We start from the raw sequence: 19,591 nt of genomic DNA, 5'->3' as shown, positions 1-19,591 counted from the left end.
GCTGGTGCGGGAGTTGGTGCGGGCGCTGGTGCGGGAGTTGGTGCGGGCGCTGGTGCGGGAGTTGGTGCGGGCGCTGGTGCGGGAGTTGGTGCGGGCGCTGGTGCGGGAGTTGGTGCGGGCGCTGGTGCGGGAGTTGGTGCGGGCGCTGGCGCTGGTGCGGGCGCTGGTGCGGGTGCGGGCGCTGGTGTTGGGGCGGGAGTTGGCGCGGGTGCTGGGGTTGGCGCTGGCGATACTGAAGAAGCCGTAATGTTAATTTGGGTCGGCTGTACTATCTGAGGGCCGGGGCTGAAATAACCTCCCTGTGTAATCACATTTTCCTTCTTTGGACCCCCAGTGGCAATGCTGCCAGCAGTACCGTTGACTCTGTTATAGTCTGCCCCGACGCTGAAAAGAGTGTTCGAGGCTTCCCCACCGTGGCTAATGGTAATATCTCCACCATTAGCGCTACCAGTCGTGGATGCGGAAATGCTGCAAGCTTGCGACAAGCAGTTGTTATCGTTTGTGAAAGTGCCTGTAGCTCGGAAATTACCGCCGGCTGTAATGTCAATATCCCCTCCGCCTGTTCGGCCTTCGGTGTTGATATGGGTTACTTCGATATCGTCGCGGGCGTTGAGGGTGACTTCGCCACCTTGTTTTTCTTCGGAGTTGGCGTCTATGAACCCTGTTTGAATGCTGCTTGAGGGTGCTGCAATAATAACTTCTCCGGCGTTGCTGGTTTTGTCGATCGAGCTTGCGTTGATATTGCCTGTTTCTACTTTTCCTGTACGGCTGGTGACGGTGATGTTGCCGCCTGCGGTGGTGTCGGAGTGGGAGTCGAGATCCGCAGTGCTAATGTCGCCACTAGCTTCTAGGGCGATTGGGCCACCTTGGGAAGTTGTCAGGTTTCCGCTGACTGCAATGCTGTTGGCTGCTTGAATTTCGATCGCCCCAGCGTTTGCATCTTTTAGTGCCACGTCCCCCGCAGCTATTGCTCGGTTAGAGGCCGTGAGTACCACTTCACCGCTGGCATTGACGCTGATGCCTGTAGCGTTTGTTTCACCGATGCCTGTGAGGAGTTCGGGCAAGGATGCGATCGGCAATGCCGAAGCTGTTACCGTTGTTCCAGTGCTGCTAGTCGCTGAGGGTGGCTCGATTTCCAAACTCAGCAAATTGCCTCCCTGGCTGACGCGCACTAAATTTGTCCCCACAACTGATGCTACGGTAATTTGACCGTCTGGGGCAGAAAGGCTGCCTGTGCTGACAACTGTACCGCCGAGCAAGGTTAAGTTCTGCCCTGACTTGACTGCTAAGTCGGCCGTGCTGATAATTGCCCCTGCTTGATCGGCCCCAAAATTAAAGGAATTGGGCGCGCCTGTCAGAGATGTGTAAGTGCTACTACCGTTGGCGTTAAATGAGTTTGAACCAAATCCAATACCGGTGGCGGTGGTTGCTGTGAAAGAAGCCGGCACGTTTAAGCTGGCACTGTTGCCAAATATGATGCCGGATGGATTCATCAGAAACAAGTTAGAATTGCCGCCGGTTACTTGAATTAAGCCGTTAATAATTGAGGGGTTGCCGCCGCCTATGCCCGCTAAAATGTTGCGAATGTTGGGGTTTGATATAAAGTTGGCAATCTGATTTTCCGACAAGCCGAATTCTTTAAAGCTGTGGAAAAGATTTTGTTGATCGCTCGATAATTTTCCGCCTTCAATATCGAAGCGAGTTGGCTGCCCAGGAGTTCCGTTTTGGGCTGCGGGAGTGACGGTAGTGCCTGTTGCGTCCGCCGCTGGAACAATTGTTTGACCTTCGGCTTTGGCTTGCAAAAAGTAAATATTTATTAAGACTATTTGCAGAGCAAGTGTCAGTTTGCTTATTCTGGATTTTGAGAGGAATTTAGACTTTTTTTGAATATTTTTGGCGGTTTTCATGGGTTTTTAATGGGTAAAATATATAAATCACAGAAATTAGGTAAAGAAACTGGCTTTATAGAAAGAAAAAACTTGGTTGACGGCTGTGTGAATCAATATCTGCACATCCGTGCTATGTCTGGTCAATTTGCGTAGAAGATTGGAAATTTACCCCTCATTTGCCGAGGGGTAGTTGTGAGCTATTCTGTCACTTTTATTACTCAGTAAGGTTGGCCTGGTAAATGTTCACGTTCCCTTGTTAGGAAAGCGATACCCTTGGCTATAAACCTGTTCACTCGTTACTTAATCGCCTTCGACAGTGCATAATGCTGGCGTTTACATCATGGTGTCATGACCAGATGAAATTAGTCAGTTAAGACGCTTGACTGCACGTTCCGATTTTGTACAGGTACTGACTAGGAATGCCAAGATCTGCAGAGGTTGTTCGGAACGGTTGAAGACGCTATATTTATGAAGAAACCAGGTTTCTGACCGCAAGTGCATTCAGGACTCAATGGGTAGAATTTGCGTCTGATTTTGCGATTTTTTCAGCCTAGCTTGTCCACAATCTAAATATAACTCTAAATTCCTTGGCTCTGTATCTTCCGCATGACATATTAAAAAAAACAAAAACGGCCTTCCTAGAGGCACTCCCACCCCTAGAAACTCGGTTTTTTAACTATTATTGAGAGTAGGAAGGAAGTATCGGGGTTCAAAAACTACGTTTCTGCGTCCAAGACTGACCAGGAAACATCCCCAAATATTTTATACAAAACAAAAAATACTCTACACTTGCCAAAAATTAAAATTATGAAAAGAAGAAATGAGAAAGAATCAGAAGACAGAATTCAGAATTCAGAATACCCCATACCTGAAGTGAGGGTTAACGGTCACGGAAATATTTTTTTTGTGATCCGCGATTAAAATCGGGGGCTTTAAACCTCGATTCTCCATCCTGTCGCACAGAATCCCTTCTGGATTCTGGCTCCAGAATGCTGAATTCTTCTTCAGTAATTTAAATTGTTAGGGTGTTGAGAAACCCGGTTTATTTAAATAAAAAACCGGGTTTTTGGTTTTTTTTGTGTGAGGTTTTGTGAAGTAAAACTACTTAATTCCGGCTCTATTTCCCTCTTGTAGTCCAGTCCACTGTTGCCGATTTCGATCGGCAAGTTTTCGGTTTTAATCGCTCGCCCTATTGGTATTTAAGGGGGTGTAGAGGCGGATTTGTGGAAGGATTTAAGAGTTAATTGGGCGAAGTTTGGACAGTGGGCGAGGGACTGGGAGAAGCAGGGCGCGGTGAAGCAGGACGGGGTGAAGGATTTGCAGAAGGAGTGGATTGGGTGGATTTTTTGAGACCGACAAAAACGTCATAACGGGTGGTACGATCGCCAATGACGGCCGCTGTAACGCCGATCGACCGCGTGGCATCAATCCACATTTTTTGGCTGGGAGGAAACTCCGGTAAAGCTAGGTTTTTCGGGTTAAACGCACTCTCGGTGTCGATGAAAAAATTGCCGTTGTGAGGTTGAAGTTGCGATCGTACAGTTTTCTGGAACATTTCGCTGCTTAAAAGCGGACTTTTCGGTGCCGGAACGATCGCATCAACCACGGGAGCTCCTACTGTCATAAACATTACATCGTTCATCCAACCGCGAGTTACCGTAATCCCTCCAAACGGCGATGTCCATTTAATCGCCGGTTTGCCGCCGACTTGAATTTCCTCCACTCTAAACCCTTTAGTTTTCATCGTTTCATCAAGCTGTTTCAGGGATTTGTTCGCGGCGCCCTGGTTGTTTGTTTCCACCATAAATACAAATCCGGCAGCAAATTTGTCTCTGGGATTCTGGGCGGGGGCTGGTATTAATGATAGAGAAAATTCTCCCGCCATCCAGTTCATCAAGTCTTTATCTAAATCCAAGCCGGTAGTCGATTTTAAACCTGTGCGTAAAACTTGGGGATTAATCGGGGCAATCGGGTTCGCATCGGAGCCCAATACGTAGTCTTGCCACAAACGCTGCAAGTTACCGCCGGATACCATCATTATTGTATTGCTTGGCAGGCGGTTAGCCATTTTTAGAGCATTGTTTTCTACTGCTATCCTTCTGGTAGAATCTGGTTTTAGCCAAGAGACTGATTTGAATTCAATTCCTTCTGCATCCAGCGTTGCTGTGGTGGCAAATCCTTGATTTTGTTGCAGTTTTTCGAGGCTTTCTGGCGAAATTTCACGGGCTGAGTTGGCGGCGGCATAGGCGGCGGCAACGGGCATATTGACGTAGATTTGACCGAAGGCGCCCGGACTTTTTATTTTGTCTATGGCGTCTGCATAGCCAGGGGTTTTTGCTAGGGAAGGTTCGCCTTTGTAGGTGTCGATTATTCTGTCTGTAGCGCTAGGATCTGTGGTAACTGCTAGATAGTTGGTGCCCAATACCGCGACTGAGAAATTGCGATCGGGTACGCCTTGAGTTTCTGTGACTTGCACGCCTTTATAATTACGCTCAACTATTTTTCCTTGGCTGAGGGGTCTGGGTTTTGCTAATAATTCTTTGGCTTTGATCGGGTTGGCAATTGGCAGGATAATTGCCACTGACTGTTGAATGGGCGGAGATGGGGGCGTGTTGGGTGCCGGCGAGGGGGCTGGTATAGCTATTTTGTTGCGGAGAAAGGCTACCATTGCAGTGTTACCTACCCAGGGTTGAATGTCTTGCTGGTAGGCGTAGCCGTTGCTTGTGAGAAGGCGATCGCGCATTTCCGTTAAAAACCTCTCAAACGAAGCTTTTGACTCCGGCGTGCCAAACTCTCGCAGTCTATTCCACTGCGATTCATCGGTGCTGATGGATAGGGCCATCATCGTATCTTGCGGGACAACCGTTGCCCCCGGCGGCAAATCTTTGGCGGGCCCACGGGAAATCACGAGGTAGTAGGTGACAAAGCCTAAACCGATCAGAAGTGTGGCGGCTCCGATCGTAAACAGCAGGGAAGATTTATCTTTCTTAAACATTATTCGTAAGGTTCGGGTGCTCGCAACATGATAGATTATTTTCTTGACTCATGTAGCAGATACATTAGCAGATACATTTAACCGGGCAAATTTAGGAAACTCGCATTTACCCCTCCGGGAACAAGCAGAAAAACAGTCCTTACTTGCATCAGACAGTAGGTTAGGCTCGTGGAACGAAACCTAACACAAAAAATGTAGCAAGACTTTTGTGCCAGTTGGCCTTAGTCCTGATTAATCGAATCAGTTTCTGGCCTTAAAGTCTTTAAAGATAGTTTGAAACGAGTACATCAGTCGATGGACATCGTTTGTGGCTCTAGGAAAAATGTTTAGTTCCCATTTTTTGCGAGCAGTAGTTAGCAGTTTTGCTACGGATTGCGAGTAACTGTTAGAAATGAAATAGCTGCCGCCTTCGTAGCGAATGTCTGACGCTAAGCCGATAAAAGCACCAGCCATTTCTAGTTTGAGTTCTGAGGTGCTGTGTTCGGATTTTACTGCTAAAATTACCTGCGAGTGCCGGGGTTCGCGGTTGAGCAAGCGGCAGATATTTGCTTCTTTTTGGTACAAAATTAAAACGTTGCAGTTGTGCAGAACTCCGGCTCTACCTTGGACTTTTACTCCTAGGTGAACTTCCAGGGCAGGTTTGTCGGGAAATTCCACAACAGCATGAGTATAGGGATGTGCAGTTCCGTGAATTTTTCCCGCTGTTTTTCTAAAGGTTAAATATTTCGGTGTTTCGTCGTCTAAAACATTGTTGTAATAAATAGTACCGCCTTCATTAGCAACTGCTTTTAGCAGAATAGTGAATAGGTAAGTGTCAAAAATTCTGGATTGTTCTGCCGCTGTGTTAAAATCGGGATCGATCGAGCTTTTTAATTTGCTTTTAATTTCGGAATTTATGGCGTAGTTGCTGGGCCCGGAGGGCAGTTTTTCGAGCAAGTGCTTGAGGGCGATCGCCTGTTTGTGGCGCGGGGCTGTGACGCTGGAGGTAAACTCAATTGTTTTGGCAGTTTCGGCACCGGAATTGGCAAAGGTAATTTTTGTGCCGAGGGGAGAGGTTTCTGATTCTACTTTCAAGAAATAAGCAATTTCGTCTTCCATTTCGGAAGTGTTGACCGTCGCTTGTTCGACAGCATTAATTAACAGCAAAAGTTGTTCTTTTGCGGTATAATCTTCTATCTTGAGCAGGGGTGTTTTTCTTTTGAGCGATCGCTCTTCTATTACTTTGCCTATCTCTACAGTATCCGCTACTTGTTGAACTACCCAACCTAAATTAAACTCATTCAGAATTGCCGCCAGTTCCTGATAGAGTTTGGCGTACTCGATCTCGTCCATAATGGTTTCTGCACTGCACACTATTCTGATTATACAAGGTGATTTGATTTTTTGGTCAATGGCTGGTCAGCAACTAGGCAGATTGGCTGTGATGCCGGAGTATCGAAGGGTTTGAGTGTCCGAGTCGGGAAAATCTTTCTCTTCCCTGAACATCCATCCGTCACATCCCTTAAATCCCGTACATTGCTGGTTGCCGAACTTGCTGCTGCTTGAGAGAGACAATTGGGAGTAAGCTATTCTACGACATTTGTAGCGATCGAACTATGGCAACTATCAACGACAACTACCTCAAACTCAAAGCCGGCTACCTGTTTCCCGAAATTGGGCGCAGGGTGAAAGCCTATGCAGAGGCGAATCCCGAAGCGCCCATCATCCGGCTGGGGATTGGCGACGTGACGGAACCGCTACCGGCTGCTTGTCGGGAGGCGATGGTGAAGGCGGTGGAAGATATGGGCTCGCGGGATACCTTTAAAGGATACGGCCCGGAACAAGGTTATGAGTGGCTGCGGGAGAAAATTGCCGAGCACGATTTTAAGTCGCGGGGATGCGATGTTGATGCTTCGGAAATCTTTATTTCTGATGGTTCTAAGTGCGATTGCGGCAATATTCTCGATATCTTTGGCAACAATAATACGATCGCAGTTACAGATCCAGTTTATCCGGTGTATGTAGACACGAACGTGATGGCCGGACACACGGGAGATGCGAACGAAAATGGCGAATACGGCGGCTTAGTTTACCTGCCAATTACAGCGGAAAACAATTTTACTGCCCAAATTCCCACTGACAAAAAAGTCGATTTAATTTACTTGTGTTTCCCGAATAACCCGACCGGGGCAACTGCAACGAAGGAACACTTGCAAGCTTGGGTAAATTATGCTAAAGCTAATGGTTCGATTATTTTCTTCGATGCGGCCTACGAAGCGTATATTACCGATCCGAGTTTACCGCATTCTATCTACGAAATTGAAGGGGCGCGGGATTGTGCGATCGAATTTCGTTCTTTTTCCAAAAATGCTGGTTTCACGGGTACTCGCTGTGCGCTGACAGTTGTACCGAAGACTTTGACTGGAAAAGCAGCAGACGGTTCCGATGTCGAAATTTGGAAGTTGTGGAACCGCCGCCAATCTACTAAGTTTAACGGCGTTTCTTACATCGTGCAGCGCGGTGCTGAGGCGGTTTATTCGGAGGCCGGGAAGGCACAGATTCAGGCATTAGTCAATTTTTACATGGAAAATGCTGCGATTATTCGCGAGAAATTGACAGCGGCGGGAATCCAGGTTTTTGGTGGCGAAAATGCACCTTATGTGTGGGTGAAAACGCCTCACGGTTTGTCGAGTTGGGATTTCTTTCAGAAGTTGCTGGAAACTTGCAATGTGGTGGGAACTCCTGGTTCGGGTTTTGGTGCGGCGGGTGAGGGTTATTTCCGCATTTCGGCGTTTAATAGTCGGGAGAATGTGGAAGAAGCGATGAGACGAATTGTGGAGAAGTTTAAGGTTTAATCTCATTTTCTGCTTAAACGGAAAGGCCGCCAGACCGCCAGGGAATGAATTCCTTGGCTAATAGCGAAAGTCCTCTGAAGAGGACTAATGAGTTCTTCAGTCCTCTTCAGAGGACTTTTGCTTTGAGACAGGGGTTTCAACCCCTGGCGGACTGTCGGAATCAGCGAAAAAGCATTAATTTAATATGTTGTGGAACAGGCCGGAAAGCCTGTTCATGAAAATAGTAAAAGATGTGAGTTATAATCTAAAATGATTGTGGCTCAGCGTTTCAATAAAAAATGCAACCCAACACTAGGAGTTCTTATGCACTTGTTACGAGTTCAAGTTCCTGATTTTCGCGGTTTAAAAGATATTGACATCACTTTTGAAAAGGATTTTGTTCCTAAGATTTTTCCGCTGGGGAGTCAAAATGGCGGCGGTAAAAGTACGCTGTTGCAGTTAATTTTTGTATTGCTGCACTGTTCTGTTGATGACGAGAAAAAACCGTTTATACAGAATCTGATTCAGGGATTTAAAATCTTGACCGGAGAAGAAAAATTTTTAGCAATCATTTATATTTTGGATGGAAAAAACATTGTCATACTTGAATTTTATTGTAAAAGTTTTTTTGCAGAAAATTATATAGCTAAGCCTGATTTTATAACTGACAAAAATAATATCATAGATATATGTCATATTGAAAAGGTTAAAGAAGAAATAGATAACGATGATATAACAACCCTAAGATTTACAGAGTCAAAATTAATTACAGAGTTAAAATGTCGTTTTAACAATCAAAGCCAGGAGCCAGCAAAATCATTCCTAGAGAAGATATCGCATAAAATTTTTCTAGCAGCTCCTGCAACACAGGTTTTTTTATTTCTCCCGCAAAAGTCTAGGGAACTATTATTTAAAAAATCCAGTAGCGGAGACAATAATTATTATGGTAGACTCGAATCAGCACGATCTGAATTACAAGGCTTGTTTACCTATGACTTTCTTGCTGTAGAGCTACTTATTGAATCTTTTAAAGCTGCTGCCGAGCGCGATTTGAAAGAAATGATAAAAACAGGTAGCTACGGCAATAACTATCAAACTCTAATTAACGACTTAAATCTGCTGTTGGGAAATAAAAGGATAAATTTAGATGAAGATTTTGCTGGTGTCAACTTTCACTTGGATAATAATGGTGAAACTATAGAACTATATCCAGAAGATTTAAGTCACGGCGAACTCAAAAGACTTAGTATTTATATATGGCTCAAGTCCCGCAACATAGAAGATGCTATTGTTTTGATGGATGAAGTTGAAATTGCTTTTCATCCCGATTGGCAATATCAAATTATATCAGACCTCAAAGAGTGGGGGCCTAGCAATCAATATATTCTGGCAACTCACTCCTACGCATTGTGTGAAGCTCTGACACCAGCTCACGTTAAAGAAATTGAGCCAAAACTGATCAAACAAGAATCCTAATACTAGAAATGAGTCTGAATCCAGAACAGCTAGAAGAACACTGCAAAATAATTCTTCAATCTCCCAGAATTAAGAAAAAAATTGTGGTGCTATGCGAAGGCCCTATTCCCGATATCGAGGGTACACGATCGCCTCAAGCTTATAAAAAAATGGAGGAAATGCCGGATGCCAACTTTTATAAGGCTTGCGTTCCGAGATGGTGGAGAGAGAAGCGGCCACAATTTTTCAACTGCGGCGATCGCGCAAGTGTAATAAATACTTATTTGAAGCTTTTAAAATTACACAAACAGGATACCACTAACTCGAATTTAGAACCCGATCGACTTTTTGCAAGGATAGATTTGGACTTGCACCTGCAAAAGATTGATGATTACTTTTTTCCCGATACAGAAGCAATTTTTTGCAATCTTTACGAAAAATCGGAGGTGCGAGCGCAAAATGCAGCACTACACCGGATATGGATTACAGGTTTGATTCATAAAGAAGCATATTTTATCACACCTGAGCTTCAATCAATATTTGATGATTATCCTAATTATCCCATGTATCAGGATAATCCTGTTCAACTGAATAGTATTTATATGGATATGGCTGATAAAATTAGTAGCGATCCAGACTTGAAGAATAACCTTAACATACAGAGATCGCTCGATCGCATAAATCATTGTTTAAATTGTGCGGACTTAAATAAATTACAAGATTCATGGAAAACTGAGTTTCAAAATACCTCCGATGAAACGTGCAAGCATCAATTAATTATGGCTTTGCTCACAATTAAAAAAGTTAAGGATTATTGGGGAGAAATTAAGCCACCCGTTGACTGGAGCGGTAACGATCGCCTATTTAGAGAGCAACTATCCTTAGAAATTGGGAGATTTTATTCACAGCAAAGTAGCGATGTTAAGTTTCATATTCCTTTTTTTTTCAAAACATTGTATGACTTCGTTTAAAGAAAACGCCTCAATTATAATATTCCATTTTCTATCCATCAGCATCGCTGGGATAACCAAATTGGTCTGGTAATTCAGCAGAGGTAATTTGCAGAATCTCTAGCAATTTCTTGTATTGAACAGGCGTTAGCTTCGGTACAGATCGCCCCGATTCCCAGTTCCTTACCGTCGCTTCCGTAACTCCAAGTACGTCTGCTAGCTGCTTTTGAGTCATAAACCGCTGAGTTCTCAATCGCATTAAGGGCGATCGATCGGCTCTTTCTGAGATTCCCATAGGCTATTTGTTAACTTATATTAAATTTACTTACTATATGCTTAAATTTATTGACTATAACCGTTAATTAGTTTACGCTAGGACAATCAAGATGAGACAGCACCAGAACCGCAACTTGTGCTGTAGGGGAATTGCTGTCTTTTCTTCAACTTGCTATTGTACGCGGTTTTACCGTTACAAACCATCAAACCTATCCAAAATTATTAGTCAAAGCTATGTTGCAAGATTCATCATCGAACCAAACATCGCCGAATGTTTTAACCAACCAAACCTTTGAGGCCGATCGCGAAGCAGTCCGTCACGTCATCATCGGTTCGCCGCTGGGGGTACGCCGAACTATCCACCAACTGCACGCATTGCGTTACGAGGAAGCTGTTCGTTGGACTCATCCGATCGCCATTCCCGACAATCGCATCATTATTACACCCGAGCAGGGAGAAATCATGAGTCTTTTAGTCAAATTAATCCGGCTGCAATGAAGTCATAAATGTGCGATCGATGTTTCTAGAATTGAGTCCAAAGTGCGATCGCGAATCTCTTCTCGTTGCCCGTGCTAAACTCAACAGATATATCCAAAAACTCTTGTGGGGTAGGCATCCTGCCTGCCCTTGGCACAAACTTAACAACTAGCTCGCAATTCAGCTTATGATTGTTATCACCCCCGTCCTCAAACCTGTTAGCCAAATAACGCTTTCTCCCGGCAGTGTCGTAACTATTCCCAATATAACTTGGCTGGAATTCGAGTCGATTTTGGAGGAATTGGGAGAAAAGCGATCGGCACGAGTTGCTTACAGCAAAGAGACTTTAGAAATTATGGTTCCTTTACCAGAACATGAAATTCCCAGAGATTTAATCTCTGATATTGTCAAGATTTTACTTAAGTCGGCGCGCCTAAGATACCAACCCTTCGGTTCTACTACTTTCAAACGGGAAGGTGCAGCAGGAGTTGAACCTGATGCTTGCTTTTATATTCTAAATTATCAGCGGATGATTGGCCGCCGCCGACTTTTACCGGACGATCCGCCGCCGGATTTGGCAATTGAAACGGATGTTACTTCTAAAACGACGATCGATGCCTATAAAATTATTGGAGTTCCAGAAATATGGGTTTATGACAGCGGCAGACTTCGCGTTTATTTGCTGCAAGATGGAGAGTATGTAGAATCGGATATTAGTCCGAATTTTCCGGGAATTGCGCTCGCCCAACTGATTCCGGCTACAGTGGAACGTGCTTGGCAGGTTGGAAATTTGCAAGCGCTAGAAGAATTGGAAAGTGCGATCGGCTAAACTCGTAGGAGACGTTACGCACTTCGCACTTCGCGTCCAAAAAATCACACACTTACTGCCAAATTGTCAACCCCTAAAGGTCGATAAATTGTATCTCTTTGCTGATAACTCCGGCCCAAAGAACTAATTGCATTTTGCAAATCTTCGACCGATTGACAACTGCCACCAACCGCACCAGCCATTGTAGTAATGTGCTCTTCCATCAATGTACCCCCGATGTCGTTGCAGCCCCATTTCAGCGCTTCTGTAGCTCCATCTAAACCTAATTTTACCCAACTGGGTTGATGATTGGAAATCAAATTGCCTAAGAAGATTCTCGATACAGCGGTGAGTAACAATGTATCTGCTAAAACTGGTTGGTCGCGACCGACTCGACTCCGCAAAGGAGCCGGTGCTTCTTGTCCGACAAATGGTAGTAAAATAAATTCTGTAATGCGTGCCGGATAGTTTTGGTCGATCGCAGTTTGTTGGAGCGATCGTACTTTTTCTAAATGCAAAACCTGCTGCCGGGCCGTCTCAATATGCCCGCAAAGCATCGTACTCGTTGTCGGCAAACCCAGACTGTGAGCAGTTCCCACAATTTCCAGCCAAGTTGCCGAATTTAGTTTTTCCGGGCAAATCACCCGTCGCACAGAATCGTCGAGAACTTCCGCCGCGGTTCCCGGCATCGAATCGACTCCCGCATCCTGCAAAGCCGAAATTACATAGCTGAAACAGAGATTATCTTCTCTGGCAATAAATTCTATTTCTTGCGGCGAAAAAGCGTGCAAGTGCAACTGAGGAAACTTATCCTTAATAGTTTTCACCAATTGCAGATAATAAGGCAAAGATGCGCCGTTGAGCTTAGCTTGAAGATTTAAGCCGCCCTGCATACAAATTTCCGTCGCACCCCGCTGCACTGCATCACTTGCCTTTTCCTGAATTTGAGCTGCGTCTAACCAAAAAGCGCCTTCATCTCCCTCGTCGCGGCGGAATGCACAAAAACTACAATGCTGCTCGCAAATGTTAGTAAAATTAATATTCCGATTGATAACGTAGGTGACAGTATCCCCTGATTGTCGGCGGCGGAGCAAGTCAGCGGTTGTTTGAATAGAAGCTCGCGCGTCTGGATCTCTTTGCTGCAAAAGTACCAAGGCTTCTGCGGCAGAAATGTTATAACCTTGTAAAGCTCGATCGAGAATTGCATCCACAGTTTTCTTTTTAACTCAATTACAGAATTACTGACTAGAATTAAGGCGTTTTTATATTTTAACTAATCAATTATCGAGGAACGATATTTTACAATCTCAAGTTCTACCAAACTATCCTTGACTTTCTGAACACTGAAATTATGGGCAGCTACCAACCAAATCAGGTTTTGCCAGTGCCGTCGGGGCCTTTGCAAATTCCTGCTATACAGACTTTCGGTTCAACTTTTGTACACGCACGCACACCGCCAATTTGTTTTTCCCTGGTAATTCCCACCTACAACGAGCGCAGGAATATCCAGAGTATTGTGGAAAAATTGAGCCAATTGCTCGATGGTATCCTTCCCGCCAACTACGAATTAATTGTAGTCGATGACGACAGCCCCGATCGCACCTGGGAAGTCGCCCTGTCCCTGACACCGGAATATCCGCAATTGCGGGTGATGCGCCGGGAAGAGGAGCGGGGACTTTCCACAGCCGTAATTCGCGGGTGGCAGGCAGCTCGCGGCGAGGTTTTGGGCGTCATCGATGGCGACTTGCAGCATCCCCCGGAGACGCTGTTGCAGCTTTTAGCAGAAATTCAGCGGGGAGCAGATTTAGCTGCTGCGAGTCGTCACGTTGCCGAGGGCGGGGTAAGCGACTGGAGCGTTGTCAGGCGATTTTTATCGCGGGGTGCTCAGACTTTGGGATTAATTATACTGCCCGGAGTCGTGGGTCGAGTTTCCGATCCGATGAGCGGGTATTTTATGGTGCGCCGCAGTTGCATAGCCGGCAAAACAATGAATCCTGCTGGTTACAAAATATTGATTGAAGTGCTCGGCAGAGGCGATATCCGCTGGATTGGAGAAGTGGGTTACGTGTTTCAGGAGCGGCAAGAAGGGGAGAGCAAAGTTACCTGGAAACAGTATATTGAGTATTTGCGGCATTTGCTGAGGTTGCGGTTTGCCCGCTGGCCGATGGGCAAGTTTCTGCGGTTTGGCATTGTGGGTTTCAGCGGCGTGTTTGTGAATATGGGGGTTTTGTATGTGCTGTCCGAGATCCTCAATTTGGAGCTGACTCGCAGTCTGATCGTTGCTGCTGAATTTGCAATTATCAGTAACTTTTTGTGGAATGATTTGTGGACTTTTGGGGATATTTCTAAGCGGCAGCCAGGAAAGCGCCAGCAATTGAAACGGCTGTTGAAATTTAATACCATTTGCTTGATGGGTTTGATTTTGAATGTGCTGCTGGTTAATTTGCTGTTTAATGTTTTTGGGGTGAATAAATATTTAGCTAACTTAATTGCGATCGCGACTGTGACTCTGTGGAATTTCTGGATCAATATGAAGCTGAGTTGGCGGGTGACGGACGTGCAATAGGTAATGGGGAATTGTTGACTGTTGACTGTTGACGGCGTTGAGTGATGACAACTGACTACTGACTACTGACAACTGACAACTGACTGCTGACAGAATTAATGATTAAGAACAAACAACTGTTGTTGCTATTTCTGTGGACGGCGATCGCCTTTATTTTGCGCTTTGCCAATTTGGACTCGAAACCGCTGTGGACAGACGAGTTTTCGACTCTAGTGTTTAGTTTGGGCAACAGTTTTCGCGGTGTGCCGATCGATCGCGCGATCGATCTTTCTACATTATTACAACCGCTACAATTGCGCCCCGATGCTGGGATTGCCGACGTGCTACGCAATTTGCTGCTAGAAAGCAACCATCCACCAGTATATTTTATGCTCGCTCATTGGTGGATGCGATTGTTTGGGCCGACCGAGGATAGTTTAGTTTGGATTGGGCGAGCTCTTCCTGCATTGTTAGGTGTGATTTCAGTTCCCGCTATCTACTTTTTAGGCACGTTTGCTTTTAGTTCCCGTTTAGTCGGTCAATGTGCAGCGGCGATGATGGCAGTTTCTCCCTACGGCATTTATCTCGCTCAAGAAGCTCGCCACTACACTTTAGGAATCTTATTAGTTATTGCCTCTCTTTTTTGCTTGACATTAGCTGCCAAAAAGCTACAGCAGCGCGCTCCCTTGCCTATTTGGGCGGTGCTGCTTTGGGTAGTTGTTAATTGTTTGGGAATTGCCGTTCACTACTTTTTTGCACTGACTTTGTGTGCGGAAGCAATAGCATTAATTGCTGTAATCTGGCAGCAGTTTAATGGAAAGTTGCCAGTTGACGACAGCCAGCAGCCTAATATTTGGCAATCTCAAATCCTCTGGCGGCTTTTCGCAGTAGCGATCGGTACTTTAGCTGGCGGTTTAGTTTGGTTGCCGGTCTTTTTGTCAAATAAATACGGCAGCGAACTAACTAATTGGATTGTCAGTGGCGATCGCACATTTTTAGATTTGATCGCGCCGATTTTTCAAGCTTTAGCTGGATGGGTGACTGTGATGTCTCTGTTGCCGATTGAATCGTCAAATTTGGCAGTAGTAGTTGCATCGGCGATCGTAATGACAATATTTTTTATATTGGTGCTTCCCATCCTGTTTAGCGCTCTTAAAAAGTCCTTAACAACGCCCGATACTCGTTTAGGTACTGTTATTTTCGGCGGATTTGTGCTAGGAGCAATTTTCCTATTTTTCAGTTTTGCATATATTCTAGGGATTGACCTAACTCGCGGGGCTCGATACAATTTCGTCTACTTTCCGGGGGTGATATTGCTTTTAGGAGCAATGTTGGCGGTTGTTTTTAACACACCTACCGCAAAAAGTCAATGGTTTAATTTACGGGCGATCGAAGTTCCGGGCAAAAAAGCAGTGGTGCTAATTTTAGTAATGGGTTTTGCAAGCGGTGTCACAGTAAATTCCAATCTCGGCTATCGAAAATATTACAAACCTGATATTTTAATTCCGGTTATCCGCGAAGTATCGAAAGTTCCCGTGTTAATTGCCACTACTCAAAAGACTCATGTAGAAATAGGAGAGTTGATGGGGATAGGGTGGGAATGGGAAAGAAGTTCGGCAACGGATTTTGTAGCGGATGTAACGGATGTAACGGATGTTAGGAAGAAAGAAGAAGTTAAAGCCTTTGATTCTCCGCTGTTTCTTTTGGCTAATCAGAGAAGGGATGCGCCGGAAATAGCGACAGGGACACTTGACAAAACACTCAGTCAATTAGAACGTCCGCTTGATTTGTGGCTGGTTAATTTTCGCGCACCTGTCAATCTAGAAGCACAAAAGTGTCAGGTTGAATCGCGCGAGTTGCCTGCGGTGGATGGGTATGAATATCAAGTTTATCATTGTTCCTGATTTGGCGATCGCCCGCAACGACAGTCCGATCGACTAGAAAGAGCGATCGATAAATTTATGACTCCATAAACTGACATTGCTAAAGCTATTACCAATACGCATCACCCTGCTGATGTAGATGTAGGGTGCGCACTGCGCACCTTACCGCTATTAACACGATCGAGACTGTTCAATCAAACACTAAAAGTCAGCGGCAAAATGTTTAATTAAGACGCTCATCACTTCACCGGGATTTTGAGTTGGGACAAGCGGACTCCAGTCAGAAACGCAGGCAAAATTATCGCGGTGAAAAGAATGAATGACACGGGAAACAACAGGACGAGAACTGATAATGAAAAGTTTCAAGAGTTCTTGGTTAACTGAAGTTTGCAAGTTTGGCTTTTTAGCAGGGGGCTGAGTCGGTTCGGTAGTTGGATTTTCTGGCCCCACCTCAAAAGCAAGTATTAATTCGGTATTGGGTAGCATTTGCCGGATGACTTTCAGGGAAGATTCTGCTTCGCTGCGGCTGAGAAATTGCGCGACAGGTAAGCGCTGAAAGTTGGGCAGCAGTCGGTAAATAATCCAGGCATTCGCAGTTTCTGGGGTGTTCATGGCTGTATTCTAAATTGGGTATGTTTGCCCATAGGAAAGTGACAGAATTGCACCTTTGATTTTTAGTGCAGTCTGTTTTGGCTATGGCTGTGCCAGTAACCGCTTAATTTAAGCGCTTAAATTGGATAGTTATAATAATATGGTAAAAAAAAGGCAACGTCAACGGCAACCAGAAAATGAGTTGCCTTTTCGGAGACTGCGAGAGGACGCTAACTTGAGCCAAGAAGAGTTGGCTGTGCGGATGGGGGTGTCGGCTTCGTCGGTTCGGCGATGGGAAAAGGGAGACGAACCTACGATGACTGTGCGGCAAATGAGGGATTTTTGCGGTTTGGTGGGGGTATCTTTTGATGAGTTGCCGGATTATCTCAGTCGCCGAGTAGATGAGGAGGAGTCATAGGGGGATGGATCGGGCGATCGCACTTTTGCTTAAAATAAGTGCATTAGCCAAGCTTGCGACAGGAACCGAGCTTTTTTATTTCCCCCTACCCTAAATCGGACGATGACACAGTAGAGAGAAAAAGGGCGATCGGTTTCCCTAAAACAGTAAGCTACAATCATAAAATCAGGCTAAAGATTGACCGTGAAGCCAAATTATATCCAGCAAAGTCAGAACATCTACAACCTTGCCGAGCCTGAGTATGAACGGTATTATTATAATGAGGATACAGGCGGGTTCGTACTCATCCATCAAAACCATAATACCAATGATTCTGAGCGGTTTATCGCTGAAGTTTTGGCGAGACTTGGGCGACGAGTGAAGTTATTGAGCGAGCAAGCTTCACCAGGCATCAGAACACCTGATGCTGAAATTGATGGGGAAATCTGGGAGTTTAAAGAGCTGAGTCCACAAGCAGTCAGTATCAAAAATACAAGTTCAAAGAGGCGTAGCTGTCGCTAAAAAACGCGCTCGCAATGTAGCTTATCATATAAATACTGAGGTTGATATTGCAGATATCAATAAAGGAATTACCAGAGCGATGGTTTGGGATACTGAAAGGCTGTTGCAAAAAATCACATTGATTTTTAATGATGGTAAAGTTCAAGAGTTAACGAGGGAGGAATTGGACAATGGAGAATCTTTTCAATAGTTTTAAGGAAAGAATCGAGCTGGGGATCAAAAATAATATTCCTGTTGAAGCTAGGTTGATTGTGCTTGGCGAACTTATTTACGCAGCGGAACGGAGAGATTTGACTCCGAAACAAGCACGAGAATTAGAAGCTTTGCTGAGGTTGTCGGAGATTTTGAAAAATTATCAGGCTATTCGAGAACAAGCAATTTTTGGTGAGTTACTGGTTTGAGTTGCGACAAGTATCAAGAGTAAGTCATTGTCGATCGCTTTTGCGCTTAGCAAAAATGATAAAATTATATCGCTCGAACATTGCCACACAAAAACATGACTTTCGAGGCAGTTTTCAGTCTTGTTAAGCAGTTGTCTCTCTCGGAAAAGTTACGGTTGATTAAGTGGATGGTTCCTGAGATAGAACGAGAATTAGTTGTCGTTCGTCCTACTCCCCGCAAATCATTGTGGGGTTTATGTGCTGACTTGGGAATGGCACTATCTGCGACTGACATAGATGAAGTTCGTAGGGAAGAATGGGCGAATTTCCCAAGGGAGGATTTCTAATGCTGTGTGGTGTAGCTGATACTGATTGGTAAAGCGGACATTTCTACACAGTAGGCTGAATCTGGCCCAAGAAAAGATTGCGGACAGTCCGATTGACAAAACTGAGGTAATCGTCGATTTCTTCGTAAAGATTGAGTTCTTGTTCTTCCTCATGATTTAGGGGCAAAGTTTGTTGTTTGTCCAACAGTTCTTGAATGCGATTTTTGACAGCAGTCGAGGCCTTAAAAATCGGTATGCCTTCCATTAATTCAATTCGGACTGCTCCTTCTATAGGTAGAGTATCGCGCAGGTTTTCCAGTTTTGGCAGGATTAGCATAGTTGTGAATTTTATGGTTTTCTGTCTTGATTATATCAAGGTTTTTTTCACTCTTGCCTAATACTATCGGGTACGCCCACGGCCGAAATACCCGATATTGCCTTTAAGTTTTGACACCGAATCAACTCATTAAAATCCAAACTGCGCCCTTCAATTTGCGCCACAGCCTCGATCGCCCCCAGCAAATGTCCGGCCGCTTCCGCTTCGTTGTAACCGCGCCTTCCCGCTACTCTAATCGCCCCCTCGTCAGCATCTAACTCTACTTGGGAACTGCGGTTGTCGCGCCAAATTCGAGTCATGGCGAGTCCCGTCAAACCGCCCGCGATCGCAGTGCCGATCGCATCTCCCTGCAACAATTCTACAACAGTCCCGACAATTCCCGCCAGAGCCGCACCTTGATAAATATCCGGTTTAAACCACTTAAAATTGCACAGAAAACTTACATTCCGCAATAGCAGTAAATCCCGCTGTGGCTTAGATAGCAGCCCCCACAAATCAAAATTAATATAAATCGGGCGAGATTGATTCCAAGGCAAAGGAAAATCGCAGTCAATTACCGTTGATTGTTGGGGCTTATTAATAATTTTACACATCATGCGGCCGGAAGCGGGCATCACATCTAACAGGCGGCGAATTTCTGGATCTGGATTCATACTTTTTGGGATAATTGGTAATTGCATCTGCCTAAAAAACAATCCTATCTGTCACGGGCTCGTAGGGGCGGGTTCACCAACAATATTTAACTCCCATCAAAAATCTACATAAACCCGCCCCCACCCAACCAATAAACTACATCAACCTTGATTTCGATAAAATACGAAAATATAACTGTAAGAGGCAACTTACTGTTGGGGCAGGTTTTACAGATTTTCAAGCATCGACAAATATTGTATGTGAAACCATTCCATACAGTAGACGGGGATTTACTGTTGGGTGAGGGCGGGTTT

The 19,591-nt window shown here is 45.0% G+C and carries 20 protein-coding genes; 12 read left to right on the top strand and 8 right to left on the bottom strand.

From position 1 onward, the window contains the following. From QUB77_RS08530 to QUB77_RS08520, 3 genes are all read right to left on the bottom strand, one after another. On the bottom strand, window positions 1–1,907 hold a 1,907-nt coding region (locus QUB77_RS08530; protein ID WP_333322899.1), incomplete at its 3' end, for a two-partner secretion domain-containing protein. Window positions 1,908–3,129: 1,222 nt separating this feature from the next. Then, window positions 3,130–4,884 carry a DUF3352 domain-containing protein gene (locus QUB77_RS08525; protein ID WP_333171301.1) on the bottom strand — a complete coding sequence of 585 codons (1,755 nt, stop codon included), beginning with the start codon at window positions 4,882–4,884 and terminating at the stop codon, window positions 3,130–3,132. Between the two features lie 240 nt (window positions 4,885–5,124). Then, a complete protein-coding gene (locus QUB77_RS08520) occupies window positions 5,125–6,216 on the bottom strand; it encodes a hypothetical protein (protein ID WP_333171299.1) in 1,092 nt (363 codons plus the stop codon). A gap of 263 nt (window positions 6,217–6,479) precedes the next feature. Here QUB77_RS08520 and QUB77_RS08515 point away from each other — a divergent pair, with 263 nt between their 5' ends. From QUB77_RS08515 to QUB77_RS08505, 3 genes are all read left to right on the top strand, one after another. Further along, window positions 6,480–7,718, top strand: coding sequence for an LL-diaminopimelate aminotransferase (locus QUB77_RS08515; protein WP_333171297.1), 1,239 nt, complete (start codon window positions 6,480–6,482; stop codon window positions 7,716–7,718). 255 nt (window positions 7,719–7,973) lie between these two features. Further along, window positions 7,974–9,173, top strand: a complete 1,200-nt coding sequence (locus tag QUB77_RS08510) for an AAA family ATPase (protein WP_333171295.1) — start codon at window positions 7,974–7,976, stop codon at window positions 9,171–9,173. Between the two features lie 8 nt (window positions 9,174–9,181). Continuing rightward, window positions 9,182–10,123, top strand: a complete 942-nt coding sequence (locus tag QUB77_RS08505) for a hypothetical protein (RefSeq protein ID WP_333171293.1) — start codon at window positions 9,182–9,184, stop codon at window positions 10,121–10,123. Between the two features lie 31 nt (window positions 10,124–10,154). On the opposite strand, the gene QUB77_RS08500 is transcribed toward QUB77_RS08505, so the two are convergent. Then, window positions 10,155–10,397, bottom strand: coding sequence for a helix-turn-helix transcriptional regulator (locus QUB77_RS08500; RefSeq protein WP_333171290.1), 243 nt, complete (start codon window positions 10,395–10,397; stop codon window positions 10,155–10,157). Between the two features lie 131 nt (window positions 10,398–10,528). Here QUB77_RS08500 and QUB77_RS08495 point away from each other — a divergent pair, with 131 nt between their 5' ends. Further along, on the top strand, window positions 10,529–10,876 hold the full coding sequence (locus QUB77_RS08495) for a hypothetical protein (protein WP_333171288.1): 348 nt from the start codon (window positions 10,529–10,531) through the stop codon (window positions 10,874–10,876). A 166-nt stretch (window positions 10,877–11,042) separates the two neighbouring features. After that, complete coding sequence (locus QUB77_RS08490; RefSeq protein WP_333171286.1) at window positions 11,043–11,684, top strand: Uma2 family endonuclease; 642 nt, start codon at window positions 11,043–11,045, stop codon at window positions 11,682–11,684. A 44-nt stretch (window positions 11,685–11,728) separates the two neighbouring features. On the opposite strand, the gene cofH is transcribed toward QUB77_RS08490, so the two are convergent. After that, window positions 11,729–12,874, bottom strand: coding sequence for a 7,8-didemethyl-8-hydroxy-5-deazariboflavin synthase subunit CofH (gene cofH / locus QUB77_RS08485; protein WP_333171284.1), 1,146 nt, complete (start codon window positions 12,872–12,874; stop codon window positions 11,729–11,731). A gap of 140 nt (window positions 12,875–13,014) precedes the next feature. On the opposite strand from cofH, the gene QUB77_RS08480 reads away from it, so the two are divergent. Together QUB77_RS08480 and QUB77_RS08475 are read left to right on the top strand one after the other, a co-directional pair. Next, a complete protein-coding gene (locus QUB77_RS08480) occupies window positions 13,015–14,229 on the top strand; it encodes a glycosyltransferase (RefSeq protein ID WP_333171282.1) in 1,215 nt (404 codons plus the stop codon). A gap of 98 nt (window positions 14,230–14,327) precedes the next feature. Then, window positions 14,328–16,112 carry a glycosyltransferase family 39 protein gene (locus QUB77_RS08475; protein WP_333171279.1) on the top strand — a complete coding sequence of 595 codons (1,785 nt, stop codon included), beginning with the start codon at window positions 14,328–14,330 and terminating at the stop codon, window positions 16,110–16,112. 180 nt (window positions 16,113–16,292) lie between these two features. Here QUB77_RS08475 and QUB77_RS08470 read toward each other — a convergent pair whose 3' ends face one another. Next, on the bottom strand, window positions 16,293–16,703 hold the full coding sequence (locus tag QUB77_RS08470; RefSeq protein ID WP_333171277.1) for a hypothetical protein: 411 nt from the start codon (window positions 16,701–16,703) through the stop codon (window positions 16,293–16,295). A gap of 139 nt (window positions 16,704–16,842) precedes the next feature. Here QUB77_RS08470 and QUB77_RS08465 point away from each other — a divergent pair, with 139 nt between their 5' ends. From QUB77_RS08465 to QUB77_RS08445, 5 genes are all read left to right on the top strand, one after another. Next, window positions 16,843–17,100, top strand: coding sequence for a helix-turn-helix transcriptional regulator (locus QUB77_RS08465; RefSeq protein ID WP_333171275.1), 258 nt, complete (start codon window positions 16,843–16,845; stop codon window positions 17,098–17,100). Window positions 17,101–17,283: 183 nt separating this feature from the next. After that, window positions 17,284–17,601, top strand: coding sequence for a hypothetical protein (locus QUB77_RS08460; protein WP_333171273.1), 318 nt, complete (start codon window positions 17,284–17,286; stop codon window positions 17,599–17,601). After that, window positions 17,570–17,791 (top strand): CdiA C-terminal domain-containing protein, encoded by a 222-nt coding sequence (locus QUB77_RS08455; protein WP_333171317.1) that lies wholly within the window; start codon window positions 17,570–17,572, stop codon window positions 17,789–17,791. Before QUB77_RS08460 ends, QUB77_RS08455 begins: the two co-directional genes overlap by 32 nt. Beyond that, entirely contained in the window at window positions 17,772–18,002 is a 231-nt protein-coding gene (locus QUB77_RS08450) for a hypothetical protein (protein ID WP_333162634.1), read from the top strand. Before QUB77_RS08455 ends, QUB77_RS08450 begins: the two co-directional genes overlap by 20 nt. Window positions 18,003–18,097: 95 nt before the next feature. Continuing rightward, entirely contained in the window at window positions 18,098–18,328 is a 231-nt protein-coding gene (locus QUB77_RS08445) for a hypothetical protein (RefSeq protein ID WP_333171271.1), read from the top strand. Between the two features lie 43 nt (window positions 18,329–18,371). On the opposite strand, the gene QUB77_RS08440 is transcribed toward QUB77_RS08445, so the two are convergent. Together QUB77_RS08440 and QUB77_RS08435 are read right to left on the bottom strand one after the other, a co-directional pair. Next, window positions 18,372–18,644 carry a hypothetical protein gene (locus tag QUB77_RS08440; RefSeq protein ID WP_333171270.1) on the bottom strand — a complete coding sequence of 91 codons (273 nt, stop codon included), beginning with the start codon at window positions 18,642–18,644 and terminating at the stop codon, window positions 18,372–18,374. 47 nt (window positions 18,645–18,691) lie between these two features. Then, window positions 18,692–19,297 (bottom strand): DUF3318 domain-containing protein, encoded by a 606-nt coding sequence (locus QUB77_RS08435; protein WP_333171268.1) that lies wholly within the window; start codon window positions 19,295–19,297, stop codon window positions 18,692–18,694. Window positions 19,298–19,591 lie beyond the last annotated feature (294 nt).

The sequence above is a fragment of the Microcoleus sp. AT9b-C3 genome, from assembly GCF_036705485.1.
GTDB lineage: Bacteria > Cyanobacteriota > Cyanobacteriia > Cyanobacteriales > Microcoleaceae > Microcoleus.
Note: the sequence above shows the minus strand (reverse complement) of the source record. Positions and strands in the feature narration are given on the sequence as shown.